Below are 12715 nucleotides of genomic sequence, written 5' to 3' on the forward strand. Positions count from 1 at the left end.
AGCCTGGCATGAACACTTTTTTTAAGCTCACCGCGCTGGCGGGTCTGTTTGCTATAACAGGCCACGCTTTCGCAGTGGACGATATCACGCGTGTTGATCAAATTCCGGTACTTAAGGAAGAGACGCAGCACGCGACGGTGAGTGAACGTGTGACGTCACGTTTCACCCGTTCGCACTATCGTCAGTTCGATCTCGATCAGGCCTTTTCGGCCAAAATCTTTGACCGCTATCTGAACTTGCTGGATTACAGCCATAACGTACTGCTCGCCAGCGATGTCGAGCAGTTCGCAAAACGCAAATCCGACGTAGGCGACGAGTTGCGTTCCGGCAAGCTGGATCTGTTCTACGATCTGTACAATTTATCGCAAAAGCGTCGTTTTGAACGTTATCAATACGCGCTGAAAGTGCTGGAACGTCCTATGGACTTCACCGGCAACGACACCTTTAATCTGGACCGCAGCAAAGCGCCCTGGCCGAAAGATGAAGCCGAGCTGAATGCTCTGTGGGACGGAAAGGTCAAATACGACGAACTGAGCCTCAAGCTCACCGGCAAAGACGAGAAAGAAATTCGTGAGACGTTGAACCGTCGTTACAAATTCGCTATCCGTCGCCTGGCGCAGACCAACAGTGAAGATGTCTTCTCACTGGCAATGACCGCGTTCGCCCACGAAATTGACCCACATACTAACTATCTCTCTCCGCGCAATACCGAGCAGTTCAATACTGAAATGAGCCTGTCTCTGGAAGGTATCGGCGCGGTGCTGCAGATGGACGATGATTATACCGTGATCAACTCCATGGTTGCCGGTGGTCCTGCATCCAAAAGCAAAGCGATTAGCGTTGGCGATCGCATTGTGGGCGTGGGTCAAACCGGACAGAACATGGTGGATGTGATCGGCTGGCGTCTCGATGACGTCGTTGCGCTGATCAAAGGGCCGAAAGGCAGCAAGGTTCGACTGGAAATCCTGCCTGCCGGTAAAGGCACCAAAACCCGCATCATTACCCTGACCCGCGAACGCATCCGTCTGGAAGACCGCGCGGTGAAAATGTCGGTGAAAACCGTGGGTAAAGAGAAGGTGGGTGTGCTGGATATCCCTGGCTTCTACGTTGGCCTGACGGATGATGTAAAAGTCCAGCTGCAGAAGCTTGAGAAGCAGAACGTCAGCAGCGTGATCATCGATCTGCGCAGCAATGGCGGTGGGGCGCTTACCGAAGCGGTTTCCCTGTCTGGCCTGTTTATCCCGTCTGGCCCGGTCGTACAGGTCCGTGATAACAACGGCAAAGTGCGTGAAGATGCCGATACCGATGGCGTGGTTTATTACAAAGGCCCGCTGGTGGTGCTGGTCGATCGCTTCAGTGCTTCAGCATCTGAAATCTTTGCTGCCGCAATGCAGGATTATGGCCGTGCGCTGATCGTCGGTGAACCGACCTTTGGTAAAGGCACCGTTCAGCAGTACCGTTCGCTGAACCGGATTTACGACCAGATGCTGCGTCCGGAATGGCCTGCTCTGGGCTCCGTACAGTACACCATTCAGAAGTTCTATCGCGTGAACGGTGGCAGTACGCAGCGTAAGGGCGTCACGCCGGATATCATGATGCCGACGGGCACTGAAGAGACGGAAACGGGCGAGAAGTTTGAGGATAACGCGCTGCCGTGGGATAGCATCAATGCCGCGACGTTTGTGAAGTCTGGCGACATGACGCAGTTCGGCCCTGATTTGCTGAAAAAGCATAACGAGCGTATCGCGAAGGATCCTGAATTCCAGTACATCGTGAAGGACATTGCGCGTTTCAATGCCCTGAAGGAAAAACGGAGTATTGTTTCTCTTAACTACGCTCAGCGTGAGAAAGAGAACAACGAAGACGACGCAACGCGTCTGGCGCGTATCAACGATCGCTTCAAGCGTGAAGGCAAGCCTCTGCTCAAAAAACTGGACGATCTGCCGAAAGATTACCAGGAGCCCGATCCGTACCTGGACGAGACGGTGCATATCGCTCTCGACCTGGCAACGCTCGAAAAAGATAAGCCAGCCGTGCAGCCCGCACCGGCGAAATAAACCCCTGACAGGCACAAGAAATTGTGCCTGTTTTTTTTAGTTCTGCATCCTCTCGTCAATCTGAATTTCAATTGTGTAAAGTTGTGTCTTTCTGGTGACTTACGCACGTCGAATCCTTGAAAATAACCGCAATACCCATACGATGTGGGTAATCGCATAGTGCGTTTTGTTAAACTGAGGTTAAAAGAAAATTATGATGCGAATCGCGCTCTTCCTGCTCACCAACCTGGCGGTTATGGTGGTTTTCGGGCTGGTGCTAAGCCTGACGGGAATTCAGTCGAGCAGCGTTCAGGGTCTGTTGATTATGGCGCTGCTGTTTGGTTTTGGCGGCTCATTCATCTCTCTGCTGATGTCCAAATGGATGGCACTGAAATCAGTCGGCGGAGAGGTTATTGAACAGCCGCGTAATGATATGGAACGCTGGCTGATGAATACGGTTGCTCAGCAATCTCAGCAGGCCGGGATCGCTATGCCGCAGGTTGCTATCTATCATGCGCCGGATATCAACGCTTTCGCAACAGGCGCACGCCGTGACGCATCGCTGGTTGCGGTCAGCACCGGGTTGCTGCAGAACATGAGCCGTGATGAAGCCGAAGCGGTAATTGCTCACGAAATCAGCCACATCGCCAACGGTGATATGGTCACCATGACCCTGATCCAGGGCGTAGTTAACACCTTCGTGATCTTCATTTCCCGTATCCTGGCGCAGATTGCGGCTGGCTTTATGGGCGGCAACCGTGATGAAGGCGAAGAGAGCAACGGCAACCCGCTGATCTATTTTGCGGTGTCAATGGTGCTGGAACTGGTGTTCGGCATCCTGGCAAGCATCATCACCATGTGGTTCTCCCGTCACCGTGAATTCCACGCCGACGCGGGCTCCGCGAAGCTTGTAGGCCGTGAGAAGATGATCGCTGCGCTGCAGCGTCTGAAAACCAGCTACGAGCCGCAGGAAGCATCCAGCATGATGGCATTCTGCATCAACGGTAAGTCGAAATCGCTGAGCGAGCTGTTTATGTCGCACCCGCCGCTGGATAAGCGTATTGAAGCGCTGCGTAACGGTGAATACCTGAAGTAACGCGTATGCGTCAAATGAAGCCGGGCGGAGAAACTCACCGCCCGGTTTTTTTATGCCTGAACGCGGGGCTGCGTCACGCGAAGCCCGCTGATGATGGCCGCGACGGTGGCCAGGGCTCCAGCGGTAAATAGCGCGACATGGGTTGCATTCTGCCCCGCAAGGTTAAACATCAATGCCACCAGTGCGGCACCGGTGCTTTGTCCTAACAGCCGGGCGGTACCCAGCATGCCGCTGGCCCCGCCGCTGCGATGGCGCGGCGCCGAGGTAATAATGGTGTGGTTGTTGGGGGACTGGAACAAACCGAAGCCAGCGCCGCACAAAATCATTCGCCAGATAATGTCCACGTCGCCTGGCGAGGCGGGAAGCAATGCCAGCGCGAATAGCCCGATAGCCATTACCACCAGCCCAATGCCCCCCAGCAGTCCGGCATGCACACGCTCAATCAGATACCCTGCCAGCGGCGCCATCACCATTGTGGCCAGCGGCCAGGGCGTGAGCAGCAGCCCGGTTTCCACCTCGGTACGACCAATCACGCTCTGTAAAAAGAAGGGAAGAGAAACCAGCGCCAGCATCTGGGCGCAAAAAGAGCAGATTGAGGTACAGATTGAAAGCGAGAACAACGGGATGCGTAACAGATCAACCGGCAGCAGCGGCACTGGCAGGGCCAGCTGGCGTCGCACGAAGAAAAAGCCGATCGCCAGCATTGCGACGACTTCGGCAGCAATTAACGTTATCGACTGCCCCTGCGCAAAGCCGCTCAGCGCGGTGATAAGCAGGCCAAACGTCAGGGCATTCATCACGGCGCTTGGCAGATCGAAACGTGGCATGGTGCTTTTGGGACCATTCGCCGGCAGATAGCGTAGCGCGAAAAGGAGGGCCACGACGCCCAGCGGTACGTTAATCGCAAACAGCCATTGCCATGACGCGACGGATAAAATCGCCGCGGCAATCGTCGGCCCGGCGGCCGATGAAACCGCGACGATAAACGAGTTAATCCCCATGCCGCGCCCAAGGTGGCGCTGCGGGTAGATGAGCCGAATCAGGGCCGTATTCACGCTCATCAGCGCTGCGCCGCCAAAACCTTGCGCGATACGCGCCAGCGTCAGGGTATGCAATGAATCGGAAAGGGCGCAGAAGAGGGACGTCAGCGTAAAGACCGCCAGGCCGCACTGGTAGACCCGACGGTAGCCAAACATATCCCCAAGAAAGGAAAACGAGAGCAGTGAAACCACAATGGCAATCTGATAGGCATTAACGATCCAGATTGAACTGGCCGGGGAGGCGTGGAGGTCGCTGGCGATGGTCGGAAGGGCGACGTTGGCGATAGCGCCATCAAGCACTGCCATCGAAATACCGATGATAATGGTGGCGATTGCCCCGTACCGCTGCGGTAAGGGCAAGCCATCAGAAGGTTTTTTTTCCATGGGAGATGAAAGGCTCAACGTGAAATTATTCTCAGAGTAACTATTTTAGCATCGTTAATTCGGTTTTATGTCGCAGATTTGTAACGAAGTAAACGCAGAACGATTGCAGGGAACATGACTCGAATTTATAATAAAAACCAGTTCTGATTTTTATAAAACACTCTCCATGAGGTGATAAATGGCAATTGCAGATTTGGATAAGCAGCCAGATTCTGTTTCTTCCGTGCTGAAGGTGTTTGGCATCTTGCAGGCGCTCGGAGAAGAGCGTGAAATTGGTATTACAGAGTTGTCTCAGCGCGTGATGATGTCGAAAAGCACCGTTTATCGCTTTTTGCAAACCATGAAGTCGTTGGGGTATGTCGCTCAGGAAGGCGAGTCTGAAAAGTACTCGCTGACGCTAAAACTGTTCGAACTGGGCGCCCGCGCGCTGCAGAACGTCGACCTTATCCGCAGTGCGGATATTCAGATGCGTGAACTCTCTCGCCTGACGAAAGAGACGGTGCACCTGGGCGCGCTGGATGAAGACAGCATTGTTTATATTCACAAAATTGACTCCATGTACAATCTGCGCATGTATTCGCGCATTGGTCGTCGCAACCCGCTGTACAGTACCGCTATTGGTAAAGTACTGCTGGCCTGGCGTGACCGCGAAGAGGTGAAGCAGATCCTCGAAGGCGTTGAATATAAACGCAGTACCGACCGTACCATCACCAGCACAGAAGAATTATTAACCGTGCTGGATACCGTGCGTGAGCAGGGTTACGGTGAAGATAATGAAGAGCAGGAAGAGGGCCTGCGCTGCATCGGCGTACCGGTATTTGACCGCTTCGGCGTTGTCATTGCAGGCCTGAGCATCTCGTTCCCGACGCTGCGCTTCTCGGAAGAGCGTTTACACGAGTACGTCGCGATCCTGCATACCGCAGCGCGTAAAATCTCCGAGCAGATGGGCTATAACGAGTATCCCTTTTAAACACTGTTTAGAATAAAAAACGCCGCAATGATTGCGGCGTTTTTTTGCGAACGGGTTTAGCGGGTGATTATCCGTTATCAATCACAACGGATGTCTTACGCAGCACCGGACAGTTGGTTAACCCGATAATCCCGCTGTCTGAATGCAGATACTGGGCGGTACTCATGCCCTGGGCAGTGAGGTACTTACACTGAATGCCTAATCCTGCAGCGTTTTGCGTGCTTCCCACAAGCACGCCATAGCCGGTTAACAGCAGGCCAATCCAAATAATGGCCAGCGCAATAATAGTTCGAATGACGTAATGCATCATTGCCTCTTTCTCTTTGTTGTCATGGGGTAAGCGTAACGGGTTTACCCTGTGAAACAAGTGCACGATTCCGAAAAGAACTGGATGAGGGTACAGTTAGCCCCTGTTTAAGATAACCGTGATAACCTGGTTGCATCAGGTCAAAAGGCGGAGTGTGGAGTGAAAAAAATACGCTGGGTACTTCTGGTTATCGTACTGATAGCATGCGTGGCGCTGTGGACGCAGACGATCAATGTGATGTGCGATCAGGATGTACAGTTCTTTAGCGGCATTTGTGCAATCAATAAGTTTATCCCCTGGTAGAACGCATTTTCCTCCGGGGTGATGCCCTTCTCGCGCACCAGTGGTAAAATAGCGTTTTTATTGAGGTGGTGAAATGGGTGAGTTAGTTAATTCGGGGCTGCTTAGCATGGCATCCCTGGTGGTCTCGTTGGTTATCCTGGTCGTCGGTTTGGTGTTGTGGTTCTTTGTTAATCGCGCCAGTTCCCGTACTAATGAACAGATCGAACTGTTGGAGGCGCTGCTGGACCAGCAGAAACGTCAGAATGCGCTCCTGCGCCGTCTGTGCGAGGCCAACGAGCCGGAAGAGAAAGTAACGCCAAAAGAACCGGTCGTTGAAAACAAAGAAGACGAAGACGATTTCATTCGCCTGGTGGCAGAGCGCTAGTCCACCCAGATTTTTGATGGCGGTTATCACGCCCTCTGGCTTCTCATTAAGGTGGGAGAGTCGGGGGGCGAACCTTTCGTTAAGCCCGTTCAGGCGCTAACGCACGTGCTAAATAATTTAGCATCAGTTAATCATTCATTCAGCTCACTGAAAACTGGTGAATATTTATCCTTTAAACACCGCACCGTTTTGTTGCATATATTCTGTATTTAAACCCGTTAACGCGCGTTTTATTTTTATCGAAACGTTTTGCTTGCCTTCTTTTGAAGCGAAGTCATAAAAATTTCATTATTTTAGTGCAGAGTGGTGTTTATTAAACGGTGAATTTTAATACAGTTTGCAGCGGGCGTTTTGGCGGCATATTTACATTGTGGGATACCGTTGCGTTGCAATGATTTCAGCATAAGTTTTCACAATTTGTTCTAACTCAATCATTGTATTCAAGAATCTTTACTTTGTGAGTGGACGCTTTGAAATGATTGAGCTATGGTAAAAATGTCTTAGATTACAGGGGGTGTGGAGACGACCTCCGGCTGCGACAACTTGTATTGTTTCCTTTAGCGGCACGCATATTTTTGCACAGTGCCGCGAGGTAGCGACAGAATGTGTGCGGCGGATCGAGACACGTTTAAAAATGGCTTGCCATATTAAACGTTGTATGTGATAACACGGTTTGGGTCAAACGAGGTACAGTTCTGTTTATGTGTGGCATTTTCAGTAAAGAAGTCCTGAGTAAACACGTTGTCGTTGAATACCGCTTCTCTGCCGAACCTTATATTAGTGCCTCATGCAGTAATGTCTCAGTTTTATCTCAGTCAAGCCTGCGGGCTAAGAAAACACTCTAAGGAATTTTGCAAATGGCAAAGATTAAAGGTCAAGTTAAGTGGTTCAACGAGTCTAAAGGTTTTGGTTTCATTACTCCTGCTGACGGCAGCAAAGACGTGTTCGTACACTTCTCTGCAATCCAGGGTAACGGCTTCAAAACTCTGGCTGAAGGCCAGAACGTTGAGTTCGAAATTCAGGACGGCCAGAAAGGCCCAGCTGCAGTTAACGTAACTGCTATCTGATCGAACCACTGCTGACTGAAGTGCTTTGCACTTCGATCTCAGATATAAAGCCTCGCACATGCGGGGCTTTTTTATTCTCTTATCTTTCAAATTATTACCAATCATCCTCTTGTTAGTAACTTGTTGCAAAGCTACGAGGTTATTAGCATTGTTTTTCCACCAGGCTGTCGGCTTTTCCCGTTAAATCAGGGCGTTGTTTAACTGTCCTGGGGTTCAGGTGAAAAAGAAAACGATAATGACCACCGGAAACTTTACTCCGGCACGTTTTGCTCTGCTGTGTCTTGCCATCTTTTGTAGTCTCGCTTTCCTGCTTGGTCGCGTTGCCTGGCTGCAAATCATCAAGCCCGACAATCTGGTTAAGCAGGAGGATATGCGCTCCCTGCGGGAAGTGGCTATTGACGCCCCGCGCGGCATGATTGTTGACAGGCAGGGCAGGCCGCTTGCCGTCAGCGTCCCCGTTCGCGCCGTCTGGGCCGATCCTAAAACGGTACTGGCGAAAGGCGGAGTAGGGTTTGACGATCGCTGGCAGGCGCTGGCGAACGCGCTGCATATTTCCCTCGGCACGCTTGCGTCGCGAATTAACGGCAATCCTCAGGGACGGTTCATCTATCTGGCGCGCCAGGTGGACCCCGCGCAGGCGCAGTGGATCGACAAACTCAATTTGCCGGGGATTAACCTTCGCGATGAGTCCAGGCGCTTTTATCCGGCCGGGCACGTAGCCGCAAACCTGATTGGCTTTACCAACATTGACGGCCAGGGCATAGAGGGCGTTGAGAAAAGCTTCAATAGCCAGCTGACGGGCAAGTCAGGGGTAAGGCAGGTGCGTGAGGATCGCTATGGGCACGTGGTCGAAAATCTGACCGAAGTGGCACCGGTGCCTGCGCATAACATTCAGCTCAGCATCGACGAGCGCCTGCAGACCATTACCGAAGATGCGCTTGATAACGCGGTGGCCTGGAACAAAGCCGAGTCGGGTGCGTCTGTGCTGATTAACATTCAAACGGGCGAAATTCTGGCGATGGCGAATTTCCCTGACTTCAACCCCAACAACCGGGAAGGGGCAACGCTGAATGATTTCCGCAATCGCGCCATTAGCGACACCTTCGAGCCGGGGTCTACCGTAAAACCCCTGGTACTGATGACCGCCCTTCAGCAGGGGCTGGTCCAGCCGGACAGCGTCATTGACACCCATCCCTACACGTTGGACGGGCACCGGATCCGCGACGTAGGCTACTACCCGGAGCTCACCATGACCGGGATCCTGCAAAAATCCAGCGATACGGGCGTGTCCCGCCTGTCGCTGGCAATGCCCATTCAGCGCCTGCTGGACACCTATAAGAACTTCGGCTTCGGGACCAGCACCGGGCTTGGACTAACGGGCGAGAGCGCCGGGCTACTGCCACAGCGTAAATTCTGGAGCCAGCTCGACCGCGCGACCTTTGCCTTCGGTTACGGCCTGATGGTGACGCCATTACAGCTGGCGCATGTCTACGCCACCATAGGCAGCTACGGGCTGGAGCGTCCTCTGTCGATCACGCGCATTGACCCCCCGGTCATTGGCAAACGTGTCATGCCAGAGGAGATTGCCCACGAGGTGGAGCACATGATGGAGAGCGTGGCGTTACCTGGAGGCGGGGGCGTTAAGGCCGCCGTGCGTGATTATCGCGTGGCGGTAAAAACCGGAACGGCTAAAAAAATCGATGATAAGGGACAATACGTCGATAAATATGTCGCCTATACCGCAGGTGTCGCACCCGCCAGCGATCCGCGTTTTGCGCTGGTGGTGGTCATCAACGAGCCGCAAAACGGCGCGTATTACGGCGGCGCTGTCTCTGCGCCCGTATTTAGCGAGATTATGGGTAACGTACTGCGTCTTGAAAACGTGAAGCCTGACGGCCTGGCGGCAGATTCTGACCACCTGATCGTGATGCGATAAGCCAGGCGTTTATAACCCGTGCGAATAGCGTTACACTTCGCACTTTGGTTTATGCCCCGGAGTCGCCATGTCCTTCAGCTGTCCTCTTTGCCACGCGCGCTTAACGCGCTCTGATAAAAGCTTTATCTGTCCGCAGGGACATCAGTTTGATATGGCGAAAGAAGGGTATGTGAATCTGCTTCCCGTGCAGCACAAGCGCTCCCGCGATCCGGGGGACAGCGCGGAAATGATGCAGGCACGCCGCGCGTTTCTGGACGCCGGACATTATCAGCCCTTGAGAGATACCGTCGCGGCGGTTCTGGGTGAAAAACTCACGGACAACGCTACGGGTATGCTTGATATTGGCTGCGGAGAAGGTTACTACACCGCAACCTTTGCCGAAATTGCCCGCGAGAAGGGAGCAGAAACCTTTGGCCTGGATGTGTCGAAAGTGGCGATACGCGCGGCGGCAAAACGCTATTCCTCGGTTACGTTCTGCGTAGCGTCCAGCCACAGGCTACCGTTTGACGATGCCAGCATGGATGCCGTGGTGCGCATTTATGCGCCCTGCAAGGCCGACGAGCTGGCTCGGGTGGTGAAACCGGGGGGATGGGTCATCACCGTCACGCCAGGTCCGCGTCATCTGATGGAGCTAAAAGGACTGATCTACGACGACGTGCGTCTGCATGCGCCACACTCGGAGCAGCTGGCGGGTTTTACGCTGAAGCAGGAGCAGTCGGTGGCGTATGAGATGAGGCTTAAAGGGGATGAGGCCGTGGCGCTTCTGCAAATGACGCCGTTTGCATGGCGAGCAAAACCAGAGGTGTGGGAAACGCTAGCGGCGCAGTCAGAATTTCGCTGCCAGACGGATTTTAGTATCCACTGCTGGCAGCGCGAGGATTAACCGGCGAAGTGTGCCCAGAGGATTTGGGCACCAATGCCGATCAGCACAATACCGCCCAGGATTTCGGCTCGCTTACCCAACAGCGGGCCGATAAACCGACCGACCATCATTCCCAGCGTTGACATAATCAGCGTCGCGCAGCCAATCGCCAGCGCGGTGGCAATGATATTGACCTGCAAAAATGCCAGACCGACCCCGACCGCCATTGCGTCAAGGCTGGTGGCAATCGCCGTAGTGACCAGCAGCCAGAAGCCGTGACGGTGCAACGGCGCTTCTTCTTCATCGCTATTACCGCGAAAACCTTCTATCACCATTCGCCCGCCGAGGAACACCAGCAGTACGAACGCAATCCAGTGGTTCCATTCAAGAACAAACTGGCTGGCAAGCATGCCAAGACCCCAACCGAGAAGCGGCGTCAGCGTTTCGATAGCGCCAAAAATGAGGCCAGTGCGGAGTGCTTCAGAAAATTTAGGTTTGTGGAGCGTGGCGCCTTTTCCGATGGAGGCAGCAAATGCGTCCATGGACATGCCAAAAGCGAGAAGGATCGTAGCGGAGATATTCATAACAGCGTCCAGACCGGGGATATCCATATGACACATCACTGCCCCCAGTAAACAGCAGTTGATGTATCTATGGTCTCGCCTGATCACGATGCACACTGAATGTGCTGAAAGCGATCCGTACGTGCCACGTTTTTCAACGAGTATGTTGACACGTACATTTCCTGAAAACAGGAAATCGGCTACTCCCCAACGACGGGCGCAACCTTAACATATTTTGAGAATATAAAACAACAACAGGGGCGTATTAATTTATTAACTTGTTGATAACGATTTTCATTTAGGTTTAAGCGTAAAGATATCGTTAATAAATATAAGTGAAAAATTAAAGCGGATATAGCTTTGGCTATATTGTTTCCATGACAATATTACACAATATAGCCAGTGCTATATATCTAACTCACTGAACTTTAACGAGTAGTTTGTATATGCTTTCCAGATCTTCAATATTCTTGACCCGGATGAGAAGGCGGCGTTGTTCTAATTGCATCACCAGGACGCCATCTTCCGATAAATTCATCTCTTTAATGCGGTTATATTCTATCCATACATTGGCGAAGAAAAACCCACGCTGTTTAAAGATGATTTTCGGGGTACGGATCCAGAACAGGTAAATGGCCATTAATGCCAGCGCACATAATAACCATGTGGTTAATATTGCACCGTGGCCGGTCACGTTGTTGTAAATAAGGATGGCGACAAGGCCCGCAAAGATAAACGCATCCACGCGTCCTCGGCGCAGGAGGGGGAGAGAGAGTAGCGTCTCGCCGTGGCGGCGGGGCATGATGAACTCGTCATAGATCGCGTAAGCCAGAAGGGCAACAACAAATAAAATTAGTACGATGTCCGTGACAGTCATTCATCCTCCAGATAAAAAAAACCGGGGGCAAGCCCCCGGTACAGTACTGATGTATTACAGGCCCAGCAGGCCGATTGCGTAGCCAACGATACCGATGACGAAGAAGCCAACGATGATCCACAGCGCGTTCACTTTCTTACGCAGCAGCCACATGCAGGCGAAGGTCAGCAGCAGTGGCACCAGGCCAGGCATCAGCTGGTCCAGGATGGTCTGCACGGTGGTCACGCGCGTTTGTCCATCCTGACCGGTGATGGTTGACACCACCAGCGGGATGTTCACGTGTGTCCACTTGTTCACCAGTGCCCCCATGACAAACAGGCCGAGGATTGACGCCCCCTCGGTCAGTTTCTGCAGGAAGCCGCCGCCCATATCCTGAACGATATCAACACCTTTTTTGTACCCGTACGCCACGCCGTAATAACGGGTCAGCAGACGCACCGCATTGAACAGGATGAAGAACAGCAGAGGGCCGAGCAGGCTGCCGCTCATGGCGATACCCGCGCCCAGCGCCGCGAAGACCGGACGCACGGTTCCCCAGAAGATCGGGTCACCAACGCCCGCCAATGGGCCCATCAGACCGACTTTGATACCGTTGATGGCGCCATCGTCGATCTCTGCGCCGTTAGCGCGCTGCTCTTCCATCGCCAGCGTAACGCCCAGAACCGGAGCGGCTACGTAAGGATGGGTGTTAAAGAATTCCAGGTGACGCTTAATCGCCTGACGACGCGCTTCGTTGTTTTCCGGATACAGGCGTTTGATCGCCGGTACCATGGAGAAGCAGAAGCCCAGCGCCTGCATACGTTCAAAGTTCCATGAACCCTGGAACAGGTTAGAACGAATGAACACGCCACGAATATCACCCGGAGTGAGTTTCTTCTCAGTGGTAGTTTTTGTCATATCAACCATTTCG

14 protein-coding genes and 1 riboswitch are annotated in these 12715 nt (G+C 52.9%); of the genes, 9 read left to right on the forward strand and 5 right to left on the reverse strand.

What is annotated here, in order from left to right:
- Window positions 1-8 precede the first annotated feature (8 nt).
- Together prc and htpX are read left to right on the forward strand one after the other, a co-directional pair.
- Window positions 9-2057 (forward strand): carboxy terminal-processing peptidase, encoded by a 2049-nt coding sequence (gene prc, locus D5067_RS09360; protein WP_119937252.1) that lies wholly within the window; start codon window positions 9-11, stop codon window positions 2055-2057.
- Window positions 2058-2250: 193 nt separating this feature from the next.
- On the forward strand, window positions 2251-3132 hold the full coding sequence (htpX, locus tag D5067_RS09365; RefSeq protein WP_119937253.1) for a protease HtpX: 882 nt from the start codon (window positions 2251-2253) through the stop codon (window positions 3130-3132).
- Window positions 3133-3182: 50 nt separating this feature from the next.
- Here the strand turns inward: htpX and D5067_RS09370 are convergent, their stop codons facing one another.
- Window positions 3183-4556, reverse strand: a complete 1374-nt coding sequence (locus D5067_RS09370; RefSeq protein WP_119937254.1) for an MFS transporter — start codon at window positions 4554-4556, stop codon at window positions 3183-3185.
- Window positions 4557-4734: 178 nt separating this feature from the next.
- Between D5067_RS09370 and kdgR the strand changes: the two genes are divergently transcribed.
- Window positions 4735-5526 (forward strand): DNA-binding transcriptional regulator KdgR, encoded by a 792-nt coding sequence (kdgR, locus tag D5067_RS09375; RefSeq protein ID WP_119937255.1) that lies wholly within the window; start codon window positions 4735-4737, stop codon window positions 5524-5526.
- A gap of 67 nt (window positions 5527-5593) precedes the next feature.
- On the opposite strand, the gene D5067_RS09380 is transcribed toward kdgR, so the two are convergent.
- Complete coding sequence (locus tag D5067_RS09380; RefSeq protein WP_119937339.1) at window positions 5594-5833, reverse strand: YobH family protein; 240 nt, start codon at window positions 5831-5833, stop codon at window positions 5594-5596.
- A gap of 159 nt (window positions 5834-5992) precedes the next feature.
- Here D5067_RS09380 and mgrB point away from each other — a divergent pair, with 159 nt between their 5' ends.
- From mgrB to rlmA, 6 genes are all read left to right on the forward strand, one after another.
- Window positions 5993-6136, forward strand: a complete 144-nt coding sequence (gene mgrB, locus D5067_RS09385; RefSeq protein ID WP_119937256.1) for a PhoP/PhoQ regulatory lipoprotein MgrB — start codon at window positions 5993-5995, stop codon at window positions 6134-6136.
- A gap of 73 nt (window positions 6137-6209) precedes the next feature.
- Window positions 6210-6500 (forward strand): YebO family protein, encoded by a 291-nt coding sequence (locus D5067_RS09390; protein ID WP_119937257.1) that lies wholly within the window; start codon window positions 6210-6212, stop codon window positions 6498-6500.
- A 701-nt stretch (window positions 6501-7201) separates the two neighbouring features.
- Window positions 7202-7345 carry a DUF2627 domain-containing protein gene (locus D5067_RS09395; RefSeq protein WP_052302290.1) on the forward strand — a complete coding sequence of 48 codons (144 nt, stop codon included), beginning with the start codon at window positions 7202-7204 and terminating at the stop codon, window positions 7343-7345.
- A gap of 12 nt (window positions 7346-7357) precedes the next feature.
- The gene (cspE, locus tag D5067_RS09400) at window positions 7358-7567 is read left to right on the forward strand and encodes a transcription antiterminator/RNA stability regulator CspE (protein ID WP_001062678.1); all 210 of its coding nucleotides are present in this window, start codon (window positions 7358-7360) and stop codon (window positions 7565-7567) included.
- A 235-nt stretch (window positions 7568-7802) separates the two neighbouring features.
- A complete protein-coding gene (gene ftsI2, locus D5067_RS09405; protein ID WP_374208603.1) occupies window positions 7803-9503 on the forward strand; it encodes a peptidoglycan DD-transpeptidase FtsI2/PBP3(PARA) in 1701 nt (566 codons plus the stop codon).
- A gap of 67 nt (window positions 9504-9570) precedes the next feature.
- Complete coding sequence (gene rlmA, locus D5067_RS09410; RefSeq protein ID WP_119937259.1) at window positions 9571-10386, forward strand: 23S rRNA (guanine(745)-N(1))-methyltransferase; 816 nt, start codon at window positions 9571-9573, stop codon at window positions 10384-10386.
- Here the strand turns inward: rlmA and mntP are convergent.
- From mntP to D5067_RS09425, 3 genes are all read right to left on the reverse strand, one after another.
- Complete coding sequence (gene mntP, locus D5067_RS09415; protein WP_133302823.1) at window positions 10383-10949, reverse strand: manganese efflux pump MntP; 567 nt, start codon at window positions 10947-10949, stop codon at window positions 10383-10385. The genes rlmA and mntP overlap by 4 nt on opposite strands.
- 10 nt (window positions 10950-10959) lie before the next feature.
- A riboswitch (yybP-ykoY riboswitch) is annotated at window positions 10960-11149 on the reverse strand.
- A 197-nt stretch (window positions 11150-11346) separates the two neighbouring features.
- The gene (locus D5067_RS09420; protein WP_119937261.1) at window positions 11347-11805 is read right to left on the reverse strand and encodes a DUF986 family protein; all 459 of its coding nucleotides are present in this window, start codon (window positions 11803-11805) and stop codon (window positions 11347-11349) included.
- Between the two features lie 54 nt (window positions 11806-11859).
- Window positions 11860-12711, reverse strand: a complete 852-nt coding sequence (locus D5067_RS09425) for a PTS mannose transporter subunit IID (protein WP_119937262.1) — start codon at window positions 12709-12711, stop codon at window positions 11860-11862.
- Between the last annotated feature and the right edge of the window lie 4 nt (window positions 12712-12715).

The organism is Enterobacter huaxiensis, from assembly GCF_003594935.2.
Classification (GTDB): Bacteria; Pseudomonadota; Gammaproteobacteria; order Enterobacterales; family Enterobacteriaceae; genus Enterobacter; species Enterobacter huaxiensis.

Coding starts and splice junctions, on each gene's coding strand:
- rlmA (WP_119937259.1), top strand. CDS start 9,571: ATGTCCTTCAGCTGTCCTCTTTGCCACGCGCGCTTAACGCGCTCTGAT.
- ftsI2 (WP_374208603.1), top strand. CDS start 7,803: ATGACCACCGGAAACTTTACTCCGGCACGTTTTGCTCTGCTGTGTCTT.
- D5067_RS09390 (WP_119937257.1), top strand. CDS start 6,210: ATGGGTGAGTTAGTTAATTCGGGGCTGCTTAGCATGGCATCCCTGGTG.
- kdgR (WP_119937255.1), top strand. CDS start 4,735: ATGGCAATTGCAGATTTGGATAAGCAGCCAGATTCTGTTTCTTCCGTG.
- D5067_RS09370 (WP_119937254.1), bottom strand. CDS start 4,556: ATGGAAAAAAAACCTTCTGATGGCTTGCCCTTACCGCAGCGGTACGGG.
- mntP (WP_133302823.1), bottom strand. CDS start 10,949: ATGAATATCTCCGCTACGATCCTTCTCGCTTTTGGCATGTCCATGGAC.
- prc (WP_119937252.1), top strand. CDS start 9: ATGAACACTTTTTTTAAGCTCACCGCGCTGGCGGGTCTGTTTGCTATA.
- D5067_RS09395 (WP_052302290.1), top strand. CDS start 7,202: ATGTGTGGCATTTTCAGTAAAGAAGTCCTGAGTAAACACGTTGTCGTT.
- cspE (WP_001062678.1), top strand. CDS start 7,358: ATGGCAAAGATTAAAGGTCAAGTTAAGTGGTTCAACGAGTCTAAAGGT.
- htpX (WP_119937253.1), top strand. CDS start 2,251: ATGATGCGAATCGCGCTCTTCCTGCTCACCAACCTGGCGGTTATGGTG.
- D5067_RS09380 (WP_119937339.1), bottom strand. CDS start 5,833: ATGCATTACGTCATTCGAACTATTATTGCGCTGGCCATTATTTGGATT.
- D5067_RS09420 (WP_119937261.1), bottom strand. CDS start 11,805: ATGACTGTCACGGACATCGTACTAATTTTATTTGTTGTTGCCCTTCTG.
- D5067_RS09425 (WP_119937262.1), bottom strand. CDS start 12,711: ATGGTTGATATGACAAAAACTACCACTGAGAAGAAACTCACTCCGGGT.